25 protein-coding genes are annotated in these 25,117 nt (G+C 61.1%); 15 read left to right on the top strand and 10 right to left on the bottom strand.

The window, feature by feature from the left end:
- Positions 1 to 6 precede the first annotated feature (6 nt).
- The 5 genes from V0U79_RS03020 to ubiA form a co-directional block, all read right to left on the bottom strand.
- The gene (locus tag V0U79_RS03020; RefSeq protein WP_330197986.1) at positions 7 to 441 is read right to left on the bottom strand and encodes a MarR family winged helix-turn-helix transcriptional regulator; all 435 of its coding nucleotides are present in this window, start codon (positions 439 to 441) and stop codon (positions 7 to 9) included.
- Positions 442 to 481: 40 nt separating this feature from the next.
- Positions 482 to 1,138 (bottom strand): class I SAM-dependent methyltransferase, encoded by a 657-nt coding sequence (locus tag V0U79_RS03015; RefSeq protein ID WP_330197985.1) that lies wholly within the window; start codon positions 1,136 to 1,138, stop codon positions 482 to 484.
- A gap of 57 nt (positions 1,139 to 1,195) precedes the next feature.
- Entirely contained in the window at positions 1,196 to 2,611 is a 1,416-nt protein-coding gene (locus V0U79_RS03010; RefSeq protein ID WP_330197984.1) for a M16 family metallopeptidase, read from the bottom strand.
- Between the two features lie 10 nt (positions 2,612 to 2,621).
- The gene (locus tag V0U79_RS03005; RefSeq protein WP_330197983.1) at positions 2,622 to 4,103 is read right to left on the bottom strand and encodes a M16 family metallopeptidase; all 1,482 of its coding nucleotides are present in this window, start codon (positions 4,101 to 4,103) and stop codon (positions 2,622 to 2,624) included.
- Between the two features lie 70 nt (positions 4,104 to 4,173).
- Positions 4,174 to 5,106, bottom strand: a complete 933-nt coding sequence (gene ubiA / locus V0U79_RS03000; protein ID WP_330197982.1) for a 4-hydroxybenzoate octaprenyltransferase — start codon at positions 5,104 to 5,106, stop codon at positions 4,174 to 4,176.
- Positions 5,107 to 5,181: 75 nt separating this feature from the next.
- On the opposite strand from ubiA, the gene V0U79_RS02995 reads away from it, so the two are divergent.
- From V0U79_RS02995 to V0U79_RS02985, 3 genes are all read left to right on the top strand, one after another.
- Positions 5,182 to 5,928: a 16S rRNA (uracil(1498)-N(3))-methyltransferase gene (locus V0U79_RS02995; protein ID WP_330197981.1), complete on the top strand. Its 747-nt coding sequence runs from the start codon at positions 5,182 to 5,184 to the stop codon at positions 5,926 to 5,928.
- A 72-nt stretch (positions 5,929 to 6,000) separates the two neighbouring features.
- Positions 6,001 to 7,374 carry a glutamate--cysteine ligase gene (locus tag V0U79_RS02990; protein WP_330197980.1) on the top strand — a complete coding sequence of 458 codons (1,374 nt, stop codon included), beginning with the start codon at positions 6,001 to 6,003 and terminating at the stop codon, positions 7,372 to 7,374.
- Between the two features lie 94 nt (positions 7,375 to 7,468).
- Positions 7,469 to 9,283: a peptide MFS transporter gene (locus V0U79_RS02985; protein ID WP_330197979.1), complete on the top strand. Its 1,815-nt coding sequence runs from the start codon at positions 7,469 to 7,471 to the stop codon at positions 9,281 to 9,283.
- A 79-nt stretch (positions 9,284 to 9,362) separates the two neighbouring features.
- Here the strand turns inward: V0U79_RS02985 and V0U79_RS02980 are convergent, their stop codons facing one another.
- From V0U79_RS02980 to V0U79_RS02965, 4 genes are all read right to left on the bottom strand, one after another.
- On the bottom strand, positions 9,363 to 10,286 hold the full coding sequence (locus V0U79_RS02980) for an aspartyl protease family protein (protein WP_330197978.1): 924 nt from the start codon (positions 10,284 to 10,286) through the stop codon (positions 9,363 to 9,365).
- A gap of 67 nt (positions 10,287 to 10,353) precedes the next feature.
- Positions 10,354 to 12,468, bottom strand: coding sequence for a TonB-dependent receptor plug domain-containing protein (locus V0U79_RS02975; RefSeq protein WP_330197977.1), 2,115 nt, complete (start codon positions 12,466 to 12,468; stop codon positions 10,354 to 10,356).
- A 115-nt stretch (positions 12,469 to 12,583) separates the two neighbouring features.
- Positions 12,584 to 13,996: a metalloprotease TldD gene (tldD, locus tag V0U79_RS02970; RefSeq protein ID WP_330197976.1), complete on the bottom strand. Its 1,413-nt coding sequence runs from the start codon at positions 13,994 to 13,996 to the stop codon at positions 12,584 to 12,586.
- Positions 13,997 to 14,080: 84 nt separating this feature from the next.
- The gene (locus tag V0U79_RS02965; protein WP_330197975.1) at positions 14,081 to 14,635 is read right to left on the bottom strand and encodes a tetratricopeptide repeat protein; all 555 of its coding nucleotides are present in this window, start codon (positions 14,633 to 14,635) and stop codon (positions 14,081 to 14,083) included.
- A 228-nt stretch (positions 14,636 to 14,863) separates the two neighbouring features.
- On the opposite strand from V0U79_RS02965, the gene coxB reads away from it, so the two are divergent.
- The 10 genes from coxB to V0U79_RS02915 all read left to right on the top strand — a co-directional run bounded on the left by coxB (position 14,864) and on the right by V0U79_RS02915 (position 22,976).
- Complete coding sequence (gene coxB, locus V0U79_RS02960; protein WP_330197974.1) at positions 14,864 to 15,712, top strand: cytochrome c oxidase subunit II; 849 nt, start codon at positions 14,864 to 14,866, stop codon at positions 15,710 to 15,712.
- A gap of 11 nt (positions 15,713 to 15,723) precedes the next feature.
- Entirely contained in the window at positions 15,724 to 17,376 is a 1,653-nt protein-coding gene (gene ctaD / locus V0U79_RS02955) for a cytochrome c oxidase subunit I (RefSeq protein ID WP_330197973.1), read from the top strand.
- A gap of 52 nt (positions 17,377 to 17,428) precedes the next feature.
- On the top strand, positions 17,429 to 18,418 hold the full coding sequence (locus V0U79_RS02950; protein ID WP_330197972.1) for a heme o synthase: 990 nt from the start codon (positions 17,429 to 17,431) through the stop codon (positions 18,416 to 18,418).
- Positions 18,415 to 18,660 carry a cytochrome c oxidase system small membrane protein gene (locus V0U79_RS02945; protein ID WP_330197971.1) on the top strand — a complete coding sequence of 82 codons (246 nt, stop codon included), beginning with the start codon at positions 18,415 to 18,417 and terminating at the stop codon, positions 18,658 to 18,660. Before V0U79_RS02950 ends, V0U79_RS02945 begins: the two co-directional genes overlap by 4 nt.
- Positions 18,638 to 19,201 (top strand): cytochrome c oxidase assembly protein, encoded by a 564-nt coding sequence (locus V0U79_RS02940; RefSeq protein ID WP_330197970.1) that lies wholly within the window; start codon positions 18,638 to 18,640, stop codon positions 19,199 to 19,201. Before V0U79_RS02945 ends, V0U79_RS02940 begins: the two co-directional genes overlap by 23 nt.
- Positions 19,202 to 19,288: 87 nt before the next feature.
- On the top strand, positions 19,289 to 20,152 hold the full coding sequence (locus tag V0U79_RS02935; protein ID WP_330197969.1) for a cytochrome c oxidase subunit 3: 864 nt from the start codon (positions 19,289 to 19,291) through the stop codon (positions 20,150 to 20,152).
- 3 nt (positions 20,153 to 20,155) lie between these two features.
- Positions 20,156 to 20,521 (top strand): DUF983 domain-containing protein, encoded by a 366-nt coding sequence (locus V0U79_RS02930; RefSeq protein ID WP_330197968.1) that lies wholly within the window; start codon positions 20,156 to 20,158, stop codon positions 20,519 to 20,521.
- Between the two features lie 13 nt (positions 20,522 to 20,534).
- Complete coding sequence (locus V0U79_RS02925) at positions 20,535 to 21,221, top strand: SURF1 family protein (protein ID WP_330197967.1); 687 nt, start codon at positions 20,535 to 20,537, stop codon at positions 21,219 to 21,221.
- A gap of 44 nt (positions 21,222 to 21,265) precedes the next feature.
- Positions 21,266 to 21,847: a GNAT family N-acetyltransferase gene (locus V0U79_RS02920; RefSeq protein WP_330197966.1), complete on the top strand. Its 582-nt coding sequence runs from the start codon at positions 21,266 to 21,268 to the stop codon at positions 21,845 to 21,847.
- A complete protein-coding gene (locus V0U79_RS02915) occupies positions 21,840 to 22,976 on the top strand; it encodes an EAL domain-containing protein (protein WP_330197965.1) in 1,137 nt (378 codons plus the stop codon). The genes V0U79_RS02920 and V0U79_RS02915 overlap by 8 nt, the downstream gene beginning before the upstream one ends.
- Here the strand turns inward: V0U79_RS02915 and V0U79_RS02910 are convergent.
- Complete coding sequence (locus V0U79_RS02910) at positions 22,967 to 23,533, bottom strand: YqgE/AlgH family protein (RefSeq protein WP_330197964.1); 567 nt, start codon at positions 23,531 to 23,533, stop codon at positions 22,967 to 22,969. The two genes, V0U79_RS02915 and V0U79_RS02910, sit on opposite strands and share 10 nt — an antisense overlap.
- A 111-nt stretch (positions 23,534 to 23,644) precedes the next feature.
- Between V0U79_RS02910 and V0U79_RS02905 the strand changes: the two genes are divergently transcribed.
- Positions 23,645 to 24,127: a peroxiredoxin gene (locus tag V0U79_RS02905; RefSeq protein WP_330197963.1), complete on the top strand. Its 483-nt coding sequence runs from the start codon at positions 23,645 to 23,647 to the stop codon at positions 24,125 to 24,127.
- A gap of 22 nt (positions 24,128 to 24,149) precedes the next feature.
- A complete protein-coding gene (locus V0U79_RS02900; protein ID WP_330197962.1) occupies positions 24,150 to 25,109 on the top strand; it encodes an SPFH domain-containing protein in 960 nt (319 codons plus the stop codon).
- The last annotated feature ends 8 nt before the right edge of the window (positions 25,110 to 25,117 follow it).

The raw sequence follows: 25,117 nt of genomic DNA, 5'->3' as shown, positions 1-25,117 counted from the left end.
CTGACGTCAACCTTCCTCGATCGCGATCCGCGTCAAAGCGTCATGAAGCACATCTGACACGTCATCACCCAGGCGCTGTTCCAGCTCGGCATTCAGCGATTTCAGCGTGGCGTCGGCCTGCTCGGCGGCAGTTTGCCCCGCCTTTGTCAAAGCCACCATCGCGCCACGGGCGTCGGATCTGTCGGTGGTTTTCCTGACCAGGCCGGCCTTGGCCATGCGGTCGACCAGACCGGTCATGGCTGGCGGATTGAGCGAAAGGGTCCGGCTGAGATCGCCCATGCGCCGATCGCCTCGCCGCAAGAGCAGGAACAGGACGCTCGCTTGCGATGCTGAAACGCCAGCCTCGGCTTTCAGCCGCTTGTCGGCATCGCGGTTCAGCTTGCGCGCTGCAATCTCGATCAGCAGGAATAATCGCCGGTCAACGGCCCGAACTTTTGCCATGCCAGTCTGGTGTCATGATTCCTTCGGTTCCGAAAGAAAATCAGGCGCGGAAAGTCCAGACCTTGGCGTTGCGGATTTCGCGGTCTTCGAGGTCCCGGGTCACCGGCACCGTGTATTCGGCGAGACAGTCGAGCGTCGCTTTCGGCAGGAAGTGGCGTTCCGGATCTCCGATCAGCACCAGCGCACCGCGATCGTGCAGACCGCGCAGCCAGGATTCGATACGGCGCGACAGCCGGTCTTCATAGAAGACATCCGCGGCAAGCACGATGTCCCAGCCCCGGTCCTCACCGATGATGTCATGGTTGGCAGCGGTTACGCTGGCGCCGTTCAGTGCGGCATTCAGATCGATAGCGGCAACCGCGAAATCATCGATCTCGGCTGCCTCCACCTGGCTGGCCCCGGCCATGGCGGCGCCGATACCGGCAATACCGCCGCCGGCTGCAAAGTCGAGCACGCTGCGCCTGCTGAACTGGTCCGGATTGTCCAGTGCATAGCGGGCGAGCGCCTGGCCGCCGGCCCAGGCGAAAGCCCAGAAGGGAGGTGGCAGACCGGCTTCGCCCAGCGCTTCCTCGGTCTGTGACCAAAGGCCAATACTTTCCTCGGCCAGATGCAGATTCATCTCCGGCACGAGGGGCGGAGAAAGGACCCGCGTTGTGCGCCGGATGAAACCGGCATGGCTTTCGTTCGATTTCAGCATGGCAAGATTACGGGGACCGGGCGATGGGCCCGGCCCCGTTGACCTGTCAGACGCAGCCTAGTCGGCGTCGGTGATGAATTCCGCATCGGCCAGCTGCGGGAAGGCGCGAAGGCCGTCCTCGATCTGGGCCAGATCGCCAACGACCACCAGTACCAGCCGGTCAGATTGCAGGTATTCTTCCGCAACGGCGGAGATATCCGCATTGCTGACCGCATTGATCCGTTCGACATAGGTGTCGAGATAATCGCCGGGCAGACCATAGAGGTCCTGATTGGCAATCTGCCCGATCAGACCGCCCGTCGAGGCATTCTGGAGGATGAAAATACCCCCCAGCCAGGTCCTCATGCCGCCGGCTTCCTCATCGGAGGGGGCCGCCAGCTGCAATTGCTGGATCTCGCTGAAGATCTCGGTGAAGGCTTCGATCGTGTGCTCGGTGATGATGTCTGCATTGAAGGTCCAGTAGGATGAACCCATCAGATTTGAGACGCCGGAACCGGGGGAATAGGTCCAGCCATTGGTTTCCCGCAGATTGCGGACCAGACGCGAGGTGAAGGACCCGCCAAGAATGGCGTTCATGACCGCCATGGAATAGGCATCATCACTGCCAATGGCCGCAACCGGGGCCCCAAGCCGGATCGTGGTCTGGGGTGCACCGGGACGATCGATCAGCCGGACAATCGGGCCGGAACGAGGCGTCGCCGGCGGAATGTCGACCTGCGGCCCGCCCTCCCAGTCACCGAAAGCCTCGCGGATAGCCGCTTCCATCTCGGCATGGTCAAAACGGCCCGCAATGTAGATGCGCGTACGGCCGGCGCCGAAATTGTCGTCATAGAATTCGCGAACCTGATCGAGCGTGTATCCATCCATCTGGCCGACATCGGGCATGCCCTGACCGTAAGGGTGATCGGTTCCGTAGAGCAGGCCGACATAGGCTTCGGTTGCGACCGGGCCCGGCTGGGAGCGTGCCACGGTCATATTGCGGATCTGGTTCTGGAGAATGCGGTCGAACTCGGATTCAGGGAAATCCGGCTCGCGGATGACGCTGGCCATGCGGGCGATCGCCTCGGGTCCGAATTCCGACAGCACATTGGCCGAGAAATTCGTGGTGTGCATGCCGACGCCGACATTCATGTCGCCGCCCATGGATGCAAAGGCGCGGGCAATCGAATCCGGGCTTTCGCCACCAGCGCCTTCTTCCATCATTGCCGCGGCAACATCCGCCAGATAGGTGGCCTCGCCGTCAAAGACATTGCCGGCCATGACACGGATGGAGATGTTGACCTTCGGTGCAAGACCAAAATCGATGAAGGTCACCTCCAGCCCGTTTTCCAGCGTGACCGTCGAGGTATCCGGTAATTCAAAGGACGGGGCCGGGCCAATCTCCGGGCGCGTGCTCTGTTGCGCGATGGCGGCCGGCGTAATGAGCAGGCAGGCGGCGGCACAAACAATCGACTTCAATGTCATGATCGTCATTTTTCTAGCCTCACTGATCTGCGTAGGGAGAAACGTCTGCAGGCTCGTCGGATGCCTCGTCCGCTTCGTCGCCGGATAGACTGCCGTCCGGATCCGGGATCACCCGGAGAACCGACCTGTTTGTGGGGCGCAGATATTCCTGCGCCGTGGCCAGAACCAGTTCCGGCGTGACCTGATCGAAGCCTTCCTCGATGCGGTTGATCCGGCCGGGATCATCATCAAAGAGCGCAAAGACGGCGAGCAGATCGACCAGGCCGAAGCGGGTCGAGGAATCCACGAAACCGTAGAATTGCGAGCGCAGCTTGGTGATGGCCCGGTCCAGCTGTTCCTGGGTGACGGGCTCGGTGCGCAGCGTTTCTATGACCTCGTCGACCGTGGTCATGATGTCCTCGTGCGAATAATCGTCATCGTGGATCATGCCGACCGACCACAGCATCGGACCGTTGTAATTGTACATGTTGCCAAGAAGGTTGATCCCGCCAAAGACGCTGGAACCATAGCCCTCCTCATTCACGAGACGCTGGTTGAGCAGGCTGTCATCGCCCTGGATCAGGATCTGGTCGATCACGGCCATGGCATAATATTCCGGCGTGCCGCGTTCTGGCATGTGATAGCCGAAGCCCAGCGCCGGTTGCGGTGCGAGGCGGTCATACATCTCGCCGAATTTCTCTTCTTCCTGCCGCGGTTCGGAAATATCCACCGGCGGGGCAGGTTCGCTGGCCGGGATGCTGCCGAACTCGCGCTCGATCCATTCCAGCGTCTGCGCGGAATCAATATCACCGGCCACGACGATTACCGCGTTATTCGGCGCATAATAGGTATCAAAGAAGGCCTGGACGTCTTCCAGATTGGCGGCCTGAAGGTCTGACAGATCACCATAGAAATTATGGGCGTTGTGCCAGTTTTCATTGGCCAGCATGGGCAGGTCGATCCAGATCCAGCCGCCATAGGGCTGGTTGATGACATTCACCAGCACTTCATTGGTAACCACGCCCTGCTGGTTTTCCAGCACCTCCTGGTCGATGATCGGCGCGCGCATGCGATCACCTTCGGCCCAGAGTATGGCTTCCAGCGCGTTCGAGGGTACGACCTCATAGTAATTGGTGAAGTCGAAGCGGGTGGACCCGTTATTGACGCCGCCCGATCCGTAAATCAGCGCATCGAAATCGCCCTTGGGCAGATTTTCCGAGCCCTGGAACATGAGGTGTTCGAAGAGGTGGGCAAAGCCGGTGCGGTTGCGCGGCTCATTGCGGAACCCAACACCGTAATAGACGGCGACGGTTGCCGTCGGAACGGTATGGTCCTCTGACAGCACGACGCGCAGCCCGTTATCCAGCGTGTGATAGCTGACATCGACCTCGATGCCGGCCGGAACGGAATTGCCTGAAACATTATCCGTGATGACGACATTATCATCGCCCGGCGGATTGGCGGGTTCGCCGCACGCCACCAGTGCGCACGCGCCCAATACGGCCCAGAGCCGTCTTGCCATGAAAGCCTCCCTCACTTTGCGTCCCCTCGACGCAGCCCGGGACATATCCCGCCATGCGTCCGGGGAAAGGTCAAATGAATGAACAGATAAGAAATGACAATGCGAGCAGAAGGCCGGTCGTCCGGTTGCTCTTGAAGACCGCCAGACAGGCAGGTCCGTCAGCAGCATCCACCTTCCGGATCTGATCGAAGAGATGGAAGGTGAATGGCAGAATGAGGAGGGCAAACCAGAGCGGCGCATCGGCCAGCACGCCCGCCAGCGCAGCGAGCATGGCGGCCACCGCATAAAAGACCCAGAGCCAGGTTTCGAGATTGGAGCGGAGGGCGAGGGCGGTGGATTTCACCCCGACCATGGCGTCATCCTCCATGTCCTGGCAGGCATAGATGGTGTCATAGCCGAGCGTCCAGAACAGGCTGGAGATGTAGAGCGCGATCGCCGCGCCATCGATTTCGCCGGCAATGACCGCATAACCGACCAGCGCCCCCCAGTTGAAGGTGAGACCCAGCCAGGCCTGCGGCCACCAGGTGATGCGCTTCATGAAGGGATAGGCGGCCACCAGAACCAGCGATCCCAGCGCCACCCATCTGGCCAGATCCGGCAATTGCATCAGCACCACGAAACCCACCAGGCATTGGGCCAGCAGGAACAGCCAGGCCGAGCGGACACTCAGCGTGCCGGCGGCCAGCGGACGATCGGCGGTGCGCGCCACCTGCCGGTCCAGATCGCGGTCGACAATGTCGTTATAGGTGCAGCCGGCGCCGCGCATGGCGATGGCGCCCACGCCGAACAGCACCGCCCAGCCGAGATCGGCAAGGGTCGCCGGATCACCGCTGGCCAGCCGCGCCAGCAACAGCCCGGTCCAGCAGGGAATGGCCAGGAGCCAGAACCCGATCGGCCGGTCATAACGTGCCAGACGCAGGAAGGGACGAACCCGCAACGGTGCCCGGTCGACCCAGCTGGTCGGCAGGCTGTCGGCGACGCGGCGATCGGAAGCAGTGGTCATGCGATTAATTGCCCTGCTCCGGCGCGGCGAGGCAAGAGTGTTGACGCCGCCTCCCGCACCGCCTACCCGCAAGTCATGAGCGATCCGCGCCTTTATTGTGACCTGGCCCTCAGCGAGGGTGCCAGCATTCCGCTGGACAAGGATGCCAGCCATTATCTGGTCTCCGTCATGCGCCGGCGTGAAGGCGAAACCGTCCGTCTTTTCAATGGCAAGGATGGTGAGTGGACGGCCGAGATCAGCACCGCCAACCGCAAGGGCGCGCTGCTGACCGTGCAGGCCCGATTACGGGCGTCGGCGGGCGTTCCGGATGTCGATCTGCTGTTTGCTCCGGTGAAGAAGGCACGCACCGATTTCATTGTGGAAAAAGCCACCGAGCTGGGCGTACGCCGCCTTCGCCCGGTGATCACGCGGCGCACCATTGCCGAGCGGGTGCGCACCGACCGGCTGGCGGCGCTGGCCCGTGAGGCGGCCGAACAGACCGAGCGTTTCGATCTGCCGGAGATTGCCGAGGCTGAGGCGCTGGAGCGCGTTCTGGCCGGCTGGCCGGAAGAGCGTGTGCTGATCTTCTGCGATGAAGCCGGGGATGCGGCGCCCATGGCACAGGCACTGGCCGGGCTGGGCGGCCGGCCGGTCGCCATCCTGACCGGTCCGGAAGGCGGGTTCACGCCGGAAGAGCGCGAGATTATCCGCGCCATTCCCTCGGCTATTCCGGTTTCGCTGGGCCCGCGCATCTTGCGCGCGGATACGGCTGCAGCCGCTGCCCTGACCCTGTTCCAGGCCATTTGCGGCGACTGGGCCGGTGATGCACAACCGCGTGAATAATCCGCGCTTCGCCTTGCCGAGCCGGTATCAGCTGCCTAACTAGGCGGAACGGACAAGGGGAGCGGCAAGCTTTTGAGCGGATCCTATTCTGATGGCGGCGGCGGGCCGGTAATCGAATCTGTCGAACAGATGGCGGCGCACCTGGCAAAGGGTTGTAAGCCGCGCGAGCAATGGCGGCTGGGTACGGAACACGAGAAATTCGGTTTCCGGCTGAGCGATCACGGCCCTCTGCCCTATGAAGGCGATGGCCCGACCGTCCGCAAGATGCTGGAGGGCCTGACCCGTTTCGGCTGGGAGCCGGTGCTGGAAAATGGCAATCCGATCGCCCTGAAACGCGATGGCGCCAGTGTCAGCCTGGAACCCGGCGGCCAGTTCGAACTGTCCGGCGCGCCGCTGGAAAGCGTTCACCAGACCTGTTCGGAAGTGAATGGCCACCTCAAGGAAGTGAAGGAAGTTGCCGACGAGATCGGCGCAGGCTTCCTGGGTCTCGGCTTTTCACCGAAATGGTCGCTGGAAGAAACGCCGATGATGCCGAAGGGGCGCTACGGGCTGATGAAGGCCTACATGCCCAAGGTCGGCTCGCTGGGCCATCAGATGATGTTCCGCTCGTGTACGGTGCAGGTGAATCTCGATTTCGACAGCGAAGCGACGATGGTCAAGATGTTCCGCGTCTCGCTGGCGCTGCAACCCATTGCCACGGCACTATTCGCCAATTCGCCCTTTGCCGATGGCCGCCCGAACGGCTTCCTTTCCTACCGCGCCCATATCTGGACCGACACAGACAATAACCGGACGGGCATGCTGCCCTTCGTGTTCGAGGACGGGATGAGTTTCGAGCGCTATGTCGAATACGCGCTCGACGTGCCGATGTATTTCGTCAAGCGCAAGGGCGTCTTCCTCGACGCCACCGGGCAGAGCTTCCGCGACTTCATGGCGGGCAAGCTGCCGGCCCTGCCGGGAGAGCGCCCGACGCTGGAGGATTTCGATGATCACCTCTCGACGATCTTCCCGGAGGTGAGGCTGAAAACCTTCCTGGAAATGCGCGGTGCCGATGGCGGTCCGTGGAACCGTCTGTGTGCGCTGCCGGCCTTCTGGGCGGGCATTCTCTATGATGATGCCTCGCTGGAAGCGGCCTGGCAGATGGTGAAGGACTGGTCGCGTGAGGAGCGCAGCTGTCTGCGCCTGGCCGCGGCCAAGTTCGCGCTGAAAGCGCCCTTCCGCAACGGTACGATCCAGGACCTCGCCAAGCAGGCGCTGGCGATCTCCCGCGATGGTCTGCGGGCCCGGTCGAAGCTGAACGGACATGGCGAGAACGAAGCCATCTTCCTGGATGATCTTGACGCCATCGCTGCCAGTGGCCGCAGCCCGGCGGAGGAGCTGCTGCAGCGCTATAATTCGGGCTGGGAGCACTCTGTGGAACCGGCTTTTACCGACTGCGCTTACTGACAACTTCGTGACAGGTTGAGGCTTGAGTGACGGTTAACGCCGTGGTCAAGTGCCGCCCGACACACCGGTCTTTACCGGTATCGGGGAGGAAAATTTGACCGATACACCTGTTGCGACGTCACCGGCTTCGCGTGACACCAGTTTCTTTGGCCACCCGAAGGGGCTGGCGATCCTGTTTTTCACCGAGATGTGGGAGCGCTTTTCCTATTACGGGATGCGTGGCCTGCTGATCATCTACCTGACCCAGCACTTCCTGTTTTCGGATCAGCAATCGACCATCATCTACGGTGCCTATACGGCCTTGGTCTATGTGATGACGATCATCGGCGGCACGCTGGCCGACCGGTATCTGGGGCAGCGAAAGGCCGTGACATTCGGGGCGATTCTACTCGTCCTGGGTCATGGCATGATGGCGTTCGAAGGGTCCGGATCCCGTCAGATACTCACCTATGAAGGCGCCGAATACGAGCTGACGCTGGACGGTCGTGGCAGCGGCGAGAACGTCAACGCGATCATCATTTCCGAGACCGGTCAGTCGATCATCACCTATGGCGATGGCGGTTCGACGATCAATGTTGCCGACCCGGATGCGGTTGGCCTGCCGAGCAGTTTCTCCTTCTCCGAGGACATGACGCGGGTCGAGCAGGAAGAGCTCTACGTCAATATCCTCTACCTTGCTCTGGCCCTGATCATTGCAGGCGTCGGTTTTCTGAAAGCCAATATCTCGACCATTGTCGGAACGCTCTATGGGCTTGGTGATACGCGGCGGGATTCCGGTTTCACCCTGTTCTACATGGGTATCAATCTGGGCTCCTTCCTGTCCTCGATCACCGTCGGGATTATCGGCATTGTCTATGGCTGGGCATGGGGTTTCGGGCTCGCCGGGATCGGTATGCTGGTCGGATTGCTAACCTTCCTCTTCTTCCAGGGCTGGCTTGAAGGCCGGGCGGATCCGCCCGATGCCGAAAAGCTGAAAAAGAAGGTGTTCGGCCCGATCAATGTCGAGTGGGCCTGTTATCTCGCCGGGCTCGGCATTATCGCGATTTCCATGCTGGCCGTGATGAACCCTCAATATATGGGCGGTATTCTTGGTCCGCTGGGCCTGATCATGCTGGCCTTCCTGGTTCTCTATGCCTTCATCAAGACGAGCGGCAAGGAACGCGGCCAGATGTTCGCCGCTATCTACTTCGTGTTGGCACAGATCCCGTTCTGGGCGCTGTTCGAGCAGGCCGGTTCGTCGCTGAACCTGTTCACTGACCGCTTGGTCGATCGCAGCATGTTCGGCTGGGAAGTGCCGGCGCCGGTCTTCCAGGCATTGAATGCCGGCTTCATCTTCATCTTTGCACCGTTGGTTGCCTGGCTTTGGATCTGGCTGGCCAAGCGCCGCATGAATCCCTCGACACCCGTGAAATTCGCCTTCGGCGTTTTCCTGGTCGGTCTGGGCTTCCTGGCGCTGGTTCTGGGCATGAATGTGAGTGGGACAGCCGGAATGACGGCCGTCTATTTCATCTTCCTGATCTACTGGATCCACACCATGGGTGAGCTGATGCTGTCTCCGGTCGGATTGTCGGCCGTGACCAAGCTGGCCCCTGCGCGCGTCGTCGGTATGACGATGGGCGCCTGGTTCCTGTATTCCGGTCTGTCCAACTTCCTGGCAGGCATTATTGCCTCCACTACGGGGGCGGAAACAATCGGCGGACAAGTGACTGATGTGGCCGCTGCGAAGGCGACCTATACCGAGGTCTACACGCAGGTGGGCCTGATCGCGATGGCGATCGCGGTCGGCATGCTGATCCTGTCTCCGGTCATCAAGAAGCTGATGGGCGATGCCGACGATACGCGTCAGCCACATCCCACGGAAACCGAGGCCGGAGGTCCGTCCATGGACCGATCGTCCGACGCGCCCTGATCAGGGCTGTCACCAACCAAAACAAACCCGCTGCGGATCACTCCGCGGCGGGTTTTTCTTTACCGGATGTTTTGCCGGGTCAGCGTTGCCACTGGTCTATCACGGCGTTGCGCTCGAACAGGCTGGTCGAGCGGCGGCGGCAGGCAGCCGAGCTGTCGACATTGAAAGTGCCCGCGCCGAAATCGATCCTGATCTGACCATGATCCAGAAGATCCAGGCCGATGATCATGGCCGGTGTTTCATGCAGACCGAAGGTCTCGAAGATCGGAAAATCCGTGGCGAGGGCGCGGGCATTGCGCACGCAAAGGTCTGAAAAGCGGATCGTGCCGACATGCACTTCGCCGGCCCGGCCGGTCTGCGGGCCAAGGCCCATCACCTCGATATTGCGGAACTGCCGGTCGGTCATGATGGCTTCGGCGAGCGCTTCATTGATGAAGCTGCGGGTAGCGCCGGTATCAACGACAAAGACCGTCTCGATCCCGTTCACCGATCCGTTCACCCGCATCATGCCCAGCCGGTCGATATATCCGTTGAAGCGGCCCTGACCCCAATCCTCGGATGGATCAATTTCCAGCGTGTATTCGGCGAGGTCGATCTCGACACGGCTGTCGCCGAAGACATCTGTTCCCAGAATGCCGAACGCGACCAGGTCGGCATTGATCTCGGCATCGATGGTGATGGCGCGGTCGATGGGCGACGGTCCGGCACCGAAATCGAGGGCAGACAGGCCCAGGATCACGGTCGAGGCCGAACCGGTGAGCCCGTGATAGGTCTCGGGGATGCCGTCCTCGAACGAGAGGTTCAGCTGATAGGCCAGGGCTTCGAGGATGGCGGTGTGGTTGGCCCCGGTATCGAGGATGAAGGGGAAAGGGCCTCGCCCGCCGATCGTGGTCGGCACCACATAGTGGCCCGCATAGGACTGACGTAACTCGATGACGTCTCCGGCCAGAGCCGGGGCGCTGGCCATCAGACCGATTCCAAGAAGTGCTGCAGATAATCGCATGTCGACCTCCATTTGCCTCAGGCTACGCTCAGCCCCGGATCAAGTCGAAAACACAAAAACGTCAGCGTTAGAACGTCCCACGCAGTTCCAGATAGACGAGTGGTCCCTGCCGGCGGCGCTGGTATTCGACCGTATCGACAATACCGAGCGCGCGTGAGCCGTTATAGAAAACACGTTCCCGTGTGTGACCACGATCCAGCGCACCATCAATACCCAGGCGCGCAGTCAGGCCAGCCCAGCGCGTGGTTTCGACATAAATGTCGAGATCGCCATCGGTGAAACCCTCACGCCGGTATTCGCGTGCGCGGTAGACTTCGCCATCGGTCAGCCATGAATAGTCAAAGCCCCAGGCCAGGTTGAGGTCCGGGAAGGATTGGCGGTAATCGATCCGCACTTCCCATTCCCGGAAGTTGGAGAGATGCCGGTCCTGCTGGGTCAGATCATCGAAAATATTGGTGTCGAACCATTCGAGGAAACCATCCAGCACCGCATTGGACAGACCAATGGAATCCAGCGGCAGGGAGGTTTCCCAGGTCAGACGGAAAATCGTGCCGTCTCCGATATTGCCCGGCGCATCGAAGACGCCGTTCGGTGTGGTGATCGAGACGAAGTCATCAACGCCCTCGATCCAGTCCTGACCGATGCGGAAGGTAAAGGAGCCGGCCTCGCCGAAGCGGCGCTCCACCTCGGCCTCCAGCGACCACATGCGCTGGGGCTCATAATCGGGATTGCCAACGACGGCATTGTTATCGGCGACGTCCAGCGAGCTGGCGAATTTCCCGAAATCGAGCTGGGCAACATCGCGCTGTGTAGCCAGGCGGAAGCTGGTCTGCTCACTGGCCTGCCAGGTCAGCGTGATGGATGGTTTGGGGTAGGAAAACTCGCGCGACTGAACGGCATCGCCGGTCTGCTCGATTAGCGAGAATTCATAGCGCAGGCCGGATTCGAGATTGAGGCTGTCACTGATGGCCCAGACATGATTGATGAAGGCTTCGGCGCGGCGTTCCTCGACGCGGGTGCTGGCCACCGGCAGGGCAATCGGTGTGACGGTGTTGCCGTCATCGTATTGCAGGTCGAGATAGGTATCGCGCCAGTTGACGGCGGCTTCGGCTCCGAACTCGATCGTGTGCTGGTCATTGGCGGTGAAGTTGAAGCTCTGCCGGAAAACCGTCTCGGAATTGTGCGCATTGGCGACATAGATAATGGCGTCGACGAAATTACCCGGATCATAGGTCTCGAAGGGCTCGGGTCCGTCATCGTAAAAGAAACGCCGCCAGAGCACGGTCGATGTCGAGGACAGGCGGTCGCTGAAATCATGGTTCAGCGTGCCGGTCAGTGATCCGCCGCTGCCGTAATTCGTGGTCTGCGATTGTTCGAAACGGATGAGAGACGGCATGTTGCCGGCAAAGCCCGTGACCTCGGATGTCTGATGGCGTTGCCAGACCCAGGTGTAGGCGCGGCCGTCGATCTGGATGCGCGTATTGTCGCCCAGATGACGCGCAAGCGAGGCGGTGGCGATCGTTTCCGCGTAACGGCGCTGTTCATTATCATAGCGGGATTCAATCTGGTTTCCGGCGCCATCGAAAAGCGATTCATAGCGGCGGATGCGCGGGCCTCTGACATCCGTCTCCAGCCCCAGATTGATGTCGGTTTCGCCTCGGGTGAAAGAATAGGCCAGTTCGCCAATACCGCCGATGCGTGAACCGTCGAAATGCGAGGCGCGCAAACGCCAGGATGCGGCGGAGCCGGCGCCTTCGCGCAGGATGACATTTACCAGCCGCGCATGGCCGCGCATCTCGTATTCGGGCACCGGCTCGCGGATCAGTTCAATGCGTTCGACATCTTCAGCGGAGATCCGCTGCAGGATGGTTTCCGGAGAAATCGTCTTGTTCGAAGGGCGCCGTCCGTCGATCAGCAGATTGCCGAAACTGTCGGCCAGACCGCGGCGTTCGGTGTCGCCTGCAGACAGTGAGAAGCCGGGAACGCGGCTTACCATGTCCATCGCGGTGACCGGATTGTAGGCGGAAAAGAACTCGGCGCCGAAGCCGACAATCGCCGTGCTGGTGACCGGATTGGACCGCGACATGTCGATGTCCGGAGCGGTGTCCTGAGCGGCCGCCAGGCCGGCACAGCCAAACGCCGTGGCCAGCGCGAATGCGCCGGTTAGAAGTTTCCCTCGCATGAAACCCTATCCCTTTTCAGGCCCCCCGCCCGAATGGAAGGGAACATAGGGGGCTTTCGCCGGGAACTGGATTAAATGCCGGTAATTTCAATCACCAAGCTGCGAGAGGCCGTGATCAGCCTGCGCCGCCGACTGTCAGGCCGCCAATCTTCAGCGAGGGCTGACCGACGCCCACCGGTACGCCCTGTCCGGCCTTACCGCAGACGCCAACGCCGGGATCCATGGAAAAATCATTGCCGATCATCGAGACCCTGGTGAGCGCCGTCGGCCCATCGCCGATCAGCGTGGCGCCCTTGACCGGCTCGGCGACCTTGCCGTCACGGACCCGATAGGCCTCGGTGCACTGGAAGACGAACTTGCCGGAGGTGATGTCGACCTGGCCGCCGCCAAAACCGACAGCGTAAAGGCCATCGTCGAGGCTTTCGAGCATCTCGGCGGGATCGTGCTGGCCGGCCAGCATATAGGTGTTGGTCATGCGAGGCATCGGCATGTGGGCATAGGATTCGCGGCGGCCATTGCCGGTCGGCGCCATATTCATCAGGCGGGCATTCTGCCGGTCCTGCATATAGCCGACCAGGACGCCATCCTCGATCAGCACGGTGCGCTCGGTCGGCGTGCCCTCATCGTCAATCGTCAGCGAACCACGGCGCTTTTCCAGCGTGCCGTCATCAATGACGGTGACGCCTTTGGCCGCCACCTGTTGGCCGATCCTGCCGGCGAAGGCAGACGTGCCCTTGCGGTTGAAATCACCTTCCAGCCCGTGCCCGACGGCTTCGTGAAGAAGTACTGCGGGCCAGCCCGGGCCGAGCACCACATCCATCTGGCCGGCCTTGATGTCGACAGCGTCCAGATTGACCTTGGCAATCCGCAGGGCTTCCTCGGCCATGGCCTTCCAGCTTTCCGGCTTCAGCCAGACCTCGAACGCATCGCGGCCACCGGCCCCGGCCGAACCCGATTCGCGCCGGCCGGCACGCTCCACGGTGACGGCAATATTCAGACGCACCAGCGGGCGGTCATCGGTGCGAAGGTCTCCGTCAGGCCGCAGGATACCGATGATCCGCCGCGAGCCGGCAAGAGACGCGGTGACCTGGACAACTTCGCTGTCGCGAGCGCGCAGATAGGCGTCGATCTCCTGTAAGAGGGCCGATTTTGCTTCAAAGCCCGGTTCGCCGACCGGATCCAGTGCCTCGTAGAGATGGCGGTTCGTCCGGGCAGGCGCCTCGGCCATCTGGCCCGAGCGGCCTTCCCGTGCAGCACCGACAACGCCGGCGGCGCGTTTTACCGCGTCGAGCGTCGGGTCGCTTGAATGCGCATAGCCGACGGCCTCGCCCGACACACAGCGCAGACCGAATCCGCGAATGGCATCAAAGGATGCCGTCTTCAGGCGGCCATCATCAAAGGCCAGGGTTTCCGATGTCCCGTGTTCGAGGAAAAGTTCGCCGTCATCGGCCCCGTCGAGCGCATCGGCGAAAGCGCTGCGCGCGCTGTCGGCATCAAACTCGAAGGGCGAGAACGGATCGCTGGACATGGGTTGGCTCCTGACAGTCTCCTACAGACATAGCCGTGCCAGCCCGCGCTTGCGAGCCTGCCACTGCACAACTTGCAGGAAAGATCAGATTCCGTTGCTGACGCGGAAGCGTTCGAGTTGTTCGCGGGCCTCGTCCCAGTCGGGTGCCCGGGCGGTCGCGGCTCGGAAATCGTCATAGGCCTGAGCGATGCGGCCCATGCGCTCATAGGCAACAGCCCGGTTGAAATAGGCTTTCTCCTCGTCGCGCAGGCCACCTTCCAGCGCCAGCGTCGCGGCCTCGACCGCTTCCTCATAGCGTTCGAGGCGAATCAGCGCGGCGGAGCGGTTCATATCGATCTCGGGAGCGACGAATCCCGAATCATGGGCCAGGTCGAGATCGGCGAGGGCTTCTTCCGGTCGCTCGAGATGTAAAAAGATCACCGCCCGGTTCACCAGAGTGCGGTGACGGTCGCGGGCGCTGAGCTCGTCGGAGGCCAGCGCCAGATCGCACGGTTGAAGCGCCGAGCTGTAGGCGCGCTGCCAGAGCGCATTCTCATAGCACTGGCTGGCGGGCGTGTTGCCGATCACGACCATGGACTGCGCCATAGCGGCGCCAGAGATGACAGAAGCTGCGATTCCCGCGATCACGAACCGGATCATGACGGTGTCTCCGCTAACGAGTACCTAAATAGACATTCCGAACCTAGCAGACCTGCGTGCAATTGGAAATTGGCGGATGAAACAGATGTTTTCCATCGACATTTCCGGCTGGTCCACGTATGCGACAAAAAAGCGCTGAAATCGGCCTGACAGGGCCGGTCGAGGTCTCTATATTCCGCCACATTCCGCGAGGGGGCACTCGTGGCAAAGCAAAATCTTGGGGAAGCCATGCGATTTCTCACCGCACTTTTTGCTCTTTGGACAGGTCTGGCAGCTGTAGCGCTGGCCCAACCCGGAGCACCGACACCGGACGCCATTCATATACGTGAAGCCGTGACACCGGTCATGGAATCGGCCGTCGCCTTCCATAGCCTGGTCATGTACATCATCTCGGCGATCGTCATTCTTGTTCTGGCGCTGTTGCTGTTCGTGATGATCCGCTTCAACCGCCGGGCCAATCCGAACCCGTCGAAGACCAGCCACAATACGCTGATCGAAATCATCTGGACGGCTGTCCCGGTGCTGATCCTGGTGGTCATTGCCGTGCCGTCCTTCCGCCTGCTTTACCTGCAGGATGAGATCCCCGAGGCGGATCTGACGATCAAGGCGGTCGGTTACCAATGGTATTGGGGTTATGAATACGCTGATCTGGGTATCGGCGAATTCTACGCCAACATGGTTCCCGATGAGGAAATCGACGAAGAGGCCGGTCAGCTGCGCCTGTTATCGACGGATTACCCGCTGGTGGTCCCGGTCAATGCCACGGTGCGTCTGAACGTTACCGCTGCTGACGTGATCCACTCTTGGGCGATGCCGAATTTCGGCGTGAAGATGGATGCCATTCCGGGCCGTCTGAACGAGACCTGGTTCCGCGCCGAGCAGGAAGGTGTCTATTACGGCCAGTGTTCGGAATTGTGCGGGCTGCGCCACGCTTTCATGCCGATCGAAATTCATGTTGTTCCCCAGGACGTCTTTGATGCCTGGGCAGAGGCGGCGGCTGAAGATGTTGATGCCGGCCGCACTCTGATTGCCGAATACCAGTCCGGCGTTCGCGAAACGCAAATGGCCGCGCGCTGAGGAGAAGAGATATGTCTGACGCTGTAACTCATCACGACGAGCACGACGATCACACGCCCAGCATGTGGGACCCCCGCCGCTGGCTTTTCTCCACCAACCACAAGGACATCGGCACGATGTACCTGGTGTTCGCGATCGTCGCGGGAATTATCGGTTTTGCCATGTCCGGCGTCATCCGCTGGGAGCTGGCAGAGCCAGGCATCCAGGTGTTCAACGGCACGTCCATCCTCGGACAGCTGGCGGCCAATGAGCACTCCTATAATGTGTTCGTGACCGGCCACGGCCTGGTCATGGTGTTCTTTGTTGTCATGCCGGCCATGATTGGCGGCTTCGGCAACTGGTTCGTTCCCATCCAGATCGGCGCGCCGGACATGGCGTTCCCGCGGATGAACAACATTTCCTTCTGGCTGCTGCCGTTCGCTTTCGCCCTGCTGCTGATCTCGCTGTTCGTTCCGGGCAATGGTGCCGGTAACGGTTTTGGCGGTGGCTGGGTGATCTATCCGCCGCTATCGACATCGGGACACCCCGGACCGTCGATGGACTTTGCGATCCTGTCGCTGCACCTCGCCGGTGCCTCTTCCATTCTCGGCGCGATCAACTTCATCACGACCATTTTCAACATGCGTGCACCAGGCATGACCATGCACAAAATGCCGCTGTTCGTTTGGTCGATGCTGATTACCGCCTTCCTTTTGCTACTGGCTCTGCCGGTTCTGGCAGGCGCCATCACCATGCTGCTGACCGACCGCAACTTCGGAACGACCTTCTTCGATCCGGCCGGTGGCGGTGATCCGGTGATGTTCCAGCACCTGTTCTGGTTCTTCGGTCACCCGGAAGTGTACATCATGATCCTGCCGGGCTTCGGCATGATCTCGCACATCGTATCGACCTTCTCGCGCAAGCCGGTTTTCGGTTATCTGGGCATGGCTTATGCCATGATCGCGATCGGCTTCATCGGCTTCATCGTGTGGGCGCACCACATGTACACGGTCGGCATGGCGGTTGACCTGAAGGCCTATTTTGTGGCGGCCACGATGATCATTGCCGTGCCGACGGGCATCAAGATCTTCTCGTGGATTGCGACGATGTGGGGCGGTTCGATCGAGTTCAAGACCCCGATGGTCTGGTCTATCGGCTTCATCTTCCTGTTCACCGTTGGCGGTGTGACGGGTGTGATGCTGGCCAATGCCGGTATCGACCAGTTCTTGCACGACACCTATTACGTGGTGGCGCACTTCCACTATGTGCTGTCGCTGGGTGCGATCTTCGCCATCTTTGCCGGTTTCTACTACTGGATCGAGAAGATGAGCGGCTACAAGTATTCCGAATTCCTCGGACAGCTGCACTTCTGGATCACCTTTATCGGTGTGAACCTGATCTTCTTCCCGCAGCACTTCCTGGGCCTGCAGGGCATGCCGCGCCGCTATGTTGACTATCCTGACGCGTATGCGCTGTGGAACCATGTCTCCTCGGTGGGATATCTGATCACCGCTGTGGGTACGCTGGTCTTCTTCGTGATGCTGGCAGATATCTTCCTGCGCCGCCGCAAGGGTGTCGCCAATCCGTGGGGCGAGGGTGCCACCACGCTGGAGTGGACGCTGTCTTCTCCGCCGCCTTTCCACCAGTTCAATGAACTGCCGGTGGTGAAGTCGGACAATCACTAGAAACGGAACCGGGGCGAGGGCAATCTCGCCCCGGACTGTCATTGAACCTACTATGGCCACGCGAACAAACATCGCTGTGACGGGTAATACCGCGTCCTCCCCCGCTGAATGGCGGGACTATATCGCGCTGATGAAGCCGCGCGTGATGACGCTTGTCGTGTTTACGGCCTTTGCCGGCTACATCGCTGCGCCAACAGGCCTGCACCCGGTCATGGCGGTGATCTCGCTTCTGGCGCTGGCCATGGGAGCCGGAGCTGCCGGCGCGCTGAACATGGCGTATGATGCCGACATTGACGCCACCATGCGCCGGACCCGCCTGCGTCCCGTTCCGCTGGGCCGCGTGCGCCAGGAAGACGCCTACGGTTTCGGCCTGGTCATGGCGGCCATTTCTGTCTTGCTGATGGCGCTGGCGTCGAACTATCTGGCGGCCGGCCTGCTGGCCTTCTCGATCTTCTTCTACGCGATCATCTACACGATGATCCTGAAACGCCGCACCGCGCAGAATATCGTGATCGGTGGTGCCGCCGGCGCGTTCCCGCCAATGATCGGCTGGGCTGCTGCCAGTGGCACGGTCACGCTGGACGCGGTGATCCTGTTTGCGATCATCTTCCTGTGGACGCCGCCACATTCCTGGGCGCTGGCGCTCTACAAGGCCGGTGATTATGCCGCCGCGGAAGTGCCGATGATGCCCGTCGCCAAGGGCGCCAAGCGGACCCGTCTGGAAATCCTGGTCTATTCGCTGGTGCTGACGCCGTTTGCGCTGGCTCCGGTTCTGACCGGTCTGGGCGGATGGCTCTATGGGGCCGTTGCCGTGTTTGGCGGTGCGATCTTCCTCCTTCTCGCCTGGCGGATCTTTGTGTCCCGTGCGGGTGAGGCCGGTTCTGCGGAAGAGGGCGCGCTCTATGCGGTGCGCGCCGGGGACAAGGCGGCCCGCGATCTCTTTGCCTATTCGATCGGCTATCTCGCCGCGCTGTTTGCGGCGCTGATCGCCGAGCACGCGCTGGGTGCCTATGCGGCGACGCCACTGGGAGGCCTGCTGTGAGCGAGACCACGCCCCCGACCGTCGAGGAAACCGGAGCGGAAAAGCCCCCGGCAAACAACGCGCAGGCCCGTCAGGATTTCATCAAGGCGCGTGGCCGCCGTAATGTGATGATCGCGTGGTCACTGGTGGCCTTCATGGTGATCGTGTTCTCGATCACGGCGATCCGGCTGACGCAAAACATGGCGGCGCGTGAGGCCGCAATCGTGGAGGAGGAAAGTGATGAATCGCTGGCTGCAGAATAAGAATTCGCGCCTGCTGATAACGCTTTCCGGCGTCGCGATTGCCATGGTCGGCGCGGCTTATGCGGCGGTGCCGCTGTATAATCTGTTCTGTCAGGTGACCGGCTATGGCGGCACCACGCAGGTGGCCGAGACCGGCGCCGATCATGTGATCGAGCGGACGGTCGAGGTGCGCTTCGATGCCAGCCGCGCGCGCGATCTGCCGTGGACGTTCGAGCCGATGCAGACCTCGATGACGGTGCAGGTTGGTGAAACCGCGCTGGCCTATTACCGCGCGACCAATAATTCGGACCATCCGATCACCGGCATGGCGACCTATAATGTGACGCCGTTCAAGGCGGCACCGTATTTTTCCAAGATCGAATGCTTCTGTTTTACAGAGCAGACCCTTCAACCCGGTGAGAGCATTGAAATGCCGGTCCTGTTCTTCGTTGATCCGCTGATCGACGAGGAGCGCCGCATGGACGATGTCCGCACCATCACGTTGTCATATACTTTCTTTGAACAGGAATCGGACGAATCATCCGCGACAGGTCGCCGCTAGGCGGCAAGCGGGCATTGATCCGTAACCAGAGCGCAGGTATCAGACTTTCAAATCGTCCGGGGACGACGACTCGCAGGAGACAAGGACATGGCCGGTCACGCCGTCAAACACGATTACCATCTCGTCAATCCGAGCCCATGGCCGTTTGTCGGATCGATGTTCGCCTTCATCATGATGCTGGGCGCCGTCATCTGGATGAAGGGCCTGGTGGAAGGCAGCTTCTGGTTTGGAGAAGGCCAGCCGATCGTGTTCGCGATCGGTTTCCTGGGCGTTCTCTATACGATGTATGGCTGGTGGAGCGACGTGATCAAGGAATCGCGCGCGGGTGACCACACGCCGGTCGTCGACATCGGTCTGCGCTACGGCATGATCCTTTTCATCCTGTCGGAAGTCATGTTCTTCGTGGCCTGGTTCTGGATGTTCTTCGAGGCGGCGCTGTTCTACGATGTCCGCGCGGGCGGCAGCTGGGATGCCATCGCCATCGGCGCCGATTTCTCCGGTTGGGAAAGCTGGCCGCCGCCGGGCGTGGAGACCTTTGATCCCTGGCATCTGCCGCTGATGAACACGCTGATCCTGTTGTTGTCCGGCACGACGGTGACCTGGGCGCACCATGCGCTGCAGCATGGTGACCGCAAGGGTGCCATCCAGGGCCTGATCCTGACCGTTCTTCTGGGCCTCAGCTTTACCGGCGTCCAGTTCTACGAATACACGCACGCCCATTTTGCCTTTGACGGCAATCTCTATGGTGCGACCTTCTTCATGGCGACTGGCTTCCACGGTGCGCACGTGATCATCGGAACGCTGTTCCTCGCTGTCTGCCTGATCCGCCTTCTGCGCGGCGGCATGACACCGCAGAAGCATTTCGGTCTCGAGGCTGCGGCCTGGTACTGGCACTTTGTCGACGTGGTCTGGCTGTTCCTGTTTGCCTTCGTCTACGTCACCTTCCAGTAAGGCATGACCAACGTCTCTCCCTTCGCCGCAGGCTTGCAGGGCCGCTGCCCGCGCTGCGGCGAAGGACAGATGTTTGATGGCTTCCTGAAAATCGCTGATCACTGCGAGGTCTGCGACCTCGATTACGGCTTTGCAGATGCCGGCGACGGCCCCGCCGTCTTCGTGATGTTTCCGGCCGGATTTGCCGTGGTGATCCCGGCACTGTTGCTGGAAGTCTCGGTGCGCCCGCCGATCTGGGTTCACATGCTGTTATGGCTGCCATTGACGCTGCTGATCTGCATCCTGCTGCTGCGTCCTTTCAAGGGCGTCCTCTTCGCGCTGCAGTACAAGCACGCTGCCGAGGAAGCCCGCTTCAACGACGAGCACTGACACAAGGAACACGATGTTCCGGCCGCTCCCCGTCCTGACCGCTGTCACCCTGCCTGCGCTGGCCCTGCTGATCTGGCTGGGGGCCTGGCAATGGGGGCGCATGGGTGACAAGGCCGAGGCGATCGCGGCCTGGGAAATGCGGGCGATCAGCGCGCCGGTATCGCTTGAAGAAGCGTTATGCGGCGATGCGGGGCCAGTTATTGGCCGTCTGGTTCTGCCGCCGCGCGAGGCTGATGAGCGGTCTATCCGATACCAGGGACGATCGCTATCCGGTGAGCCGGGCTGGCGTCTGGTTCATGCCGTGCCGCTTCCGGCGTGCTTTGGTGACGGGATGGGCGCGCCTGTTCTGGTGCAATGGGGGTTCGAGCCCCTGCGGGGCGGCGAGACGGTAATCTCGGAGACGCTGACGATTACCACGCCGTCAGCAGCCGGCGCATTCACGCCGCCCAACGAGGTCGAGGCGCGGATATTCTACCGGTTTGAACCGGACGAGCTGGGCGCAGCGCTTGGTGTCGAGAATATCGAGACCACTTTCTGGCTGATTGAAGGGTCGGATGAATTGCCCGCCGAGCTGGCGCAGGTGCCGCCGGGCCAGCATCTGGGCTATGCGCTGACGTGGTGGGGCATCGCGCTCGGCCTGATGGGCGTCTATCTGGTGCTGCATGTGCAGCAGGGCCGGTTGCGCTTCACCCGGCGTTAGCGGGTTTCTGCTAGAAGCGGCTTCTCCAATCCTGAGGCAGGCTCATGGCGCTGTGGCGCGAGGAATATTCCCCGATCGAACTCGAGACCCGTGATCTGGTGCTGAGAGCGCCCAGAGCTGATGATTATGAGGCCTGGGCGAAGTTGCGGGCGGCGAGCCGCCGCAATACCGAACCCTGGGAACCGGCCTGGACCGAGGACGAGCTGACGCGCACCGCCTATCGCGGCCGGTTGCGGCGGTATGATCTCGACTGGAAGGACGGGCGCGGGGCGCCCTTCTTCATCATTCGCAAGGAGGGCCAGATCCTCATCGGGGCGTGCAATCTCAACAATATCCGACGCGGCGTTATGCAATCAGCCGATATCGGCTACTGGATCGGCACGCCCTATGTGCGCAAGGGCTATGCACGTCAGGCCATCCGCCGTGTGCTGGCCTTTGCCTTCAACGAGCTGGCGCTGAACCGGGTGGAAGCGGCTGTGCAGCCTCAGAACGCCGCCTCGCGCAAGCTGCTGGAGGATATCGGCTTCCAGTATGAGGGCTGCGCGCGCGGCCTGTTGAAAATCGCTGGCGAATGGCGTGATCATGACCGGCTCTCCTATCTGGCGAGGGACCGCGGCGATGGCTGAGCCGATCCTCGTTGCAGCCGCCTGGGCATCAGGGGCCGTGGCCTTCCTGATCGACAGGGAGAGGGTGCAATTCGAGGGCAATATCCAGAGCCTGGGACTTCTCAAAAGTGATTACGCGCTGGCAGCCCTGGCGGAAAAGCTGGCGCCGGCAGAGCGGGCGGATTTCGCACATGCGATTGCCGCCGGCGCGATTGACCTGCGTGTCCGCCTTGTCGGGGACAAGGGGGCTGTTCGCTATCTGCGCTTTATTGGCCGGCGGGAGGGTGATGGCCCGCTGACCGGGCTGGTGCTGCCGGCTGGCCTGTTCTCGCTCGATGCCCGCGACCAGCTGAACCGCGAGAACCGGGTGGCCGCCGCCGTCGAGGACGGAGAGATCCTGGCGCACTACCAGCCCATCGTTTCGCTGGAGACCGGCGAGCTGGCCGGTTTCGAAGCGCTGGCCCGCTGGGACCGGCCGGGTGTCGGCCTGATCGGTCCGGATGATTTCATACCATTGGCCGATGATCTCGATCTTCTGGGCAAGATCGGTGCGCAGGTGCGCCGCACGGCCGCCAATGATTTGTCCGCGTGGAAAGCCGCCGCACCCGAAGCACCCCTGTTCATTGCGGCCAATGCGACAGTCAGTGAATTGCTGTCGGACGGTTTTGCAGCGGCCCTGATCGACGCCGTCGGACAGGCGGATCTGCGGGCAGGCAGCTACAAGCTGGAGATCGCCGAGACGGAAATCATGAAACAGCCCGAAGCGGCCGAAAAAGTGATGGCCGAGCTGAAGGCGGCCGGCATCACGCTGGCGCTGGATGATTTTGGTACCGGCTATTCCTCACTGTCGCGGCTGGATGAATTCAGCTTTGATACCGTCAAGATCGACCGCTATTTCGTGCGCGCCATGGCGTCCTCGCCGAGTGCCACGAAAGTCGTCGAATCTGTCCTGCAGCTGGCGCGCCATTTCGGCATGACCGTGGTCGCCGAAGGCATCGAGGATGAAGAAACAGCTCGCCTCCTCGCCGATATGGGCTGCGATTACGGGCAGGGATTCCGCTTTGCCGGAGCGCTGGCACCGCAACTGGCTTCAGAAATCGTGAAATCGGGACTGACAGGGCGGATCAGGCCGCCCGCCGGTCAGGCATGACCTGATATCGCGGAGAGATGGGCCGGATTGACGCCGATCTGCTCCAGCGCCCGCTCCCATTTGTTCTCGAACCGGTCATCGAAAATCAGGCCCTCATCCGGGTCGGCTACCAGCCAGGCGCTGGCCTGCAATTCATCTTCCAGCTGACCAGGCCCCCAACCTGCATAGCCCAGCGCCAGAACGGCCTGCCGTGGTGGATGATCGGACGCCATGGCATCCAGAACCTCGCGCGTGGCGGTCAGGCAGATATTGCTGGATACCCGCATTGTGGCGGCTTCATGAGAGAAATCCGGTGTGTGCAGGACAAAGCCACGATCGGCATCGACCGGACCGCCATTCAGGACGGCGCGGTCGGGCAGAACGATATCGCTTTCAATGCCCAGTTGGTCGAACAGGGTGGGCAGGCGTAAATCCTCGACCGGATTATTGACGGCGATGCCCATCGCGTGTTCGTCGTCATGATCACAAATATAGATCAGGGCGCGATCAAAGCGCGGATCACCGATCGCAGGGCTTGCGATCAGCAGCTTTCCAGTGAGATATCCTTCGCCGGGCATGACCACATGCTCCACCGAAAAAGGGGACACGTAAAGCCGTGTTCCCGCTATTCAGACAAGAAGTGATCAGGCAAGATCAATTCAAACGCGAGATTGCGAGGAGATTCTCCCATGACGATTGCCAAGGGTGACAAGCTGCCGGACGTCAAGTTCGGAAAAATGACAGCAGATGGGCCGACACAGGTTTCGACCGGCGACATCTTTACCGGAAAAACCGTGGCGCTGTTTGCTGTGCCGGGGGCTTTCACGCCCACCTGCTCGGCCAAGCACCTGCCGGGCTTTGTGGAAAAAGCCGATGAATTGCGGGCCAAGGGCGTCGATACGATCGCCTGCGTGTCCGTGAATGATGTGTTCGTCATGAATGCCTGGGGCAAGGACCAGGGCGTTGGCGAGGATATTGTGATGCTGGCGGACGGAAATGGCGATTTCGCCAAGGCCACCGGCCTGATGATGGACGGTTCCGGTTTCGGCATGGGCCTGCGGTCGCAACGCTTTTCCATGCTGGTCAAGGACGGGGTCGTCGAGATCCTGAATACGGAAGAGCCGGGTGATTTCCGCAATTCGAGCGCGGAACACATGCTGAGCCAGCTCTAGAAGACAGAAGGGGAGAGACCTCATGGGTGAGTTGATCTTTATCGGTGTTATCGTCGTTCTGGCGCTGGTTCTTATTTCCAGAACGATCAAATCGGTGCCTCAGGGCATGGAATACACGGTGGAACGCTTCGGACGCTTCACGCGAAAGCTGACGCCGGGGCTTCACTTCATCGTGCCGTTCATCGATGACGTCCGATACAAGATCAACATGCGCGAGCGCGTGCTCGACGTGCCCAAGCAGGAGGTGATCACCAAGGATAATGCCATGGTTTCGGTTGATGCCGTGGTGTTCATCCAGGTGATCGAGGCTGCAAGGGCCGCCTATGAGGTCGACAATCTGGACTTCTCAATCGTCAATCTGGCGATGACCAATGTACGGACCGTGGTCGGATCAATGGATCTCGACCAGGTCCTTTCCAACCGTGATGACATCAATGCACGTCTGCTGTCAGTGATCGATGCGGCGACCAATCCCTGGGGTGTGAAAGTCACCCGGATCGAGATCCGTGACCTGTCACCACCGCCGGACATTACCGAGGCCATGGCCCGGCAAATGAAAGCCGAGCGCCTGAAGCGTGCGGAAATCCTGGAAGCCGAGGGCGAGAAGCAATCGGAAATCCTGCGCGCTGAAGGTCAGAAACAGTCCCAGATCCTGGAGGCCGAGGGCCGCAAGGAAGCCGCCTTCCGGGACGCCGAGGCGCGTGAGCGCCTGGCCGAAGCGGAAGCAAAGGCCACCGAGGCCGTCTCGAAGGCGATCTCGGAGGGCGACCTGAACGCGGTGAACTACTTTCTGGGTCAGAAATATGTCGAGGCTTTCGCCAAGCTGGCGGAAAGCGATCAGCAGAAAACCGTCATCATTCCGGCGGAATTCTCGAACATCGTGTCTACCGTCATGGGTGTTGGCGAGCTGGCCAAGGCGGCGCGCGATGCAGCCAAGGATGCGGCTCAGCAGAGCCGCGGCAGCGTTCCGCCAACCGAGTAGGGGAGGTC

The organism is Hyphobacterium lacteum (genome assembly GCF_036330345.1).
GTDB classification, from domain to species: Bacteria; Pseudomonadota; Alphaproteobacteria; order Caulobacterales; family Maricaulaceae; genus Hyphobacterium; species Hyphobacterium lacteum.
The sequence above is the reverse complement of the archived record's forward strand: the minus strand, read 5'-3'. Positions and strand labels throughout refer to the sequence as shown.

Excerpts from the sequence above, each read along its gene's own strand:
- V0U79_RS02975 (WP_330197977.1), bottom strand. The coding sequence starts at position 12,468 with ATGCGAGGGAAACTTCTAACCGGCGCATTCGCGCTGGCCACGGCGTTT.
- V0U79_RS02920 (WP_330197966.1), top strand. The coding sequence starts at position 21,266 with ATGGCGCTGTGGCGCGAGGAATATTCCCCGATCGAACTCGAGACCCGT.
- V0U79_RS02930 (WP_330197968.1), top strand. The coding sequence starts at position 20,156 with ATGACCAACGTCTCTCCCTTCGCCGCAGGCTTGCAGGGCCGCTGCCCG.
- ctaD (WP_330197973.1), top strand. The coding sequence starts at position 15,724 with ATGTCTGACGCTGTAACTCATCACGACGAGCACGACGATCACACGCCC.
- V0U79_RS02925 (WP_330197967.1), top strand. The coding sequence starts at position 20,535 with ATGTTCCGGCCGCTCCCCGTCCTGACCGCTGTCACCCTGCCTGCGCTG.
- V0U79_RS02965 (WP_330197975.1), bottom strand. The coding sequence starts at position 14,635 with ATGATCCGGTTCGTGATCGCGGGAATCGCAGCTTCTGTCATCTCTGGC.
- V0U79_RS02900 (WP_330197962.1), top strand. The coding sequence starts at position 24,150 with ATGGGTGAGTTGATCTTTATCGGTGTTATCGTCGTTCTGGCGCTGGTT.
- V0U79_RS02905 (WP_330197963.1), top strand. The coding sequence starts at position 23,645 with ATGACGATTGCCAAGGGTGACAAGCTGCCGGACGTCAAGTTCGGAAAA.
- V0U79_RS03015 (WP_330197985.1), bottom strand. The coding sequence starts at position 1,138 with ATGCTGAAATCGAACGAAAGCCATGCCGGTTTCATCCGGCGCACAACG.
- V0U79_RS03005 (WP_330197983.1), bottom strand. The coding sequence starts at position 4,103 with ATGGCAAGACGGCTCTGGGCCGTATTGGGCGCGTGCGCACTGGTGGCG.
- ubiA (WP_330197982.1), bottom strand. The coding sequence starts at position 5,106 with ATGACCACTGCTTCCGATCGCCGCGTCGCCGACAGCCTGCCGACCAGC.
- V0U79_RS03020 (WP_330197986.1), bottom strand. The coding sequence starts at position 441 with ATGGCAAAAGTTCGGGCCGTTGACCGGCGATTATTCCTGCTGATCGAG.
- V0U79_RS02915 (WP_330197965.1), top strand. The coding sequence starts at position 21,840 with ATGGCTGAGCCGATCCTCGTTGCAGCCGCCTGGGCATCAGGGGCCGTG.
- V0U79_RS03010 (WP_330197984.1), bottom strand. The coding sequence starts at position 2,611 with ATGACGATCATGACATTGAAGTCGATTGTTTGTGCCGCCGCCTGCCTG.
- V0U79_RS02980 (WP_330197978.1), bottom strand. The coding sequence starts at position 10,286 with ATGCGATTATCTGCAGCACTTCTTGGAATCGGTCTGATGGCCAGCGCC.
- V0U79_RS02910 (WP_330197964.1), bottom strand. The coding sequence starts at position 23,533 with ATGCCCGGCGAAGGATATCTCACTGGAAAGCTGCTGATCGCAAGCCCT.
- V0U79_RS02935 (WP_330197969.1), top strand. The coding sequence starts at position 19,289 with ATGGCCGGTCACGCCGTCAAACACGATTACCATCTCGTCAATCCGAGC.
- V0U79_RS02950 (WP_330197972.1), top strand. The coding sequence starts at position 17,429 with ATGGCCACGCGAACAAACATCGCTGTGACGGGTAATACCGCGTCCTCC.
- V0U79_RS02995 (WP_330197981.1), top strand. The coding sequence starts at position 5,182 with ATGAGCGATCCGCGCCTTTATTGTGACCTGGCCCTCAGCGAGGGTGCC.
- V0U79_RS02940 (WP_330197970.1), top strand. The coding sequence starts at position 18,638 with ATGAATCGCTGGCTGCAGAATAAGAATTCGCGCCTGCTGATAACGCTT.
- tldD (WP_330197976.1), bottom strand. The coding sequence starts at position 13,996 with ATGTCCAGCGATCCGTTCTCGCCCTTCGAGTTTGATGCCGACAGCGCG.
- coxB (WP_330197974.1), top strand. The coding sequence starts at position 14,864 with ATGCGATTTCTCACCGCACTTTTTGCTCTTTGGACAGGTCTGGCAGCT.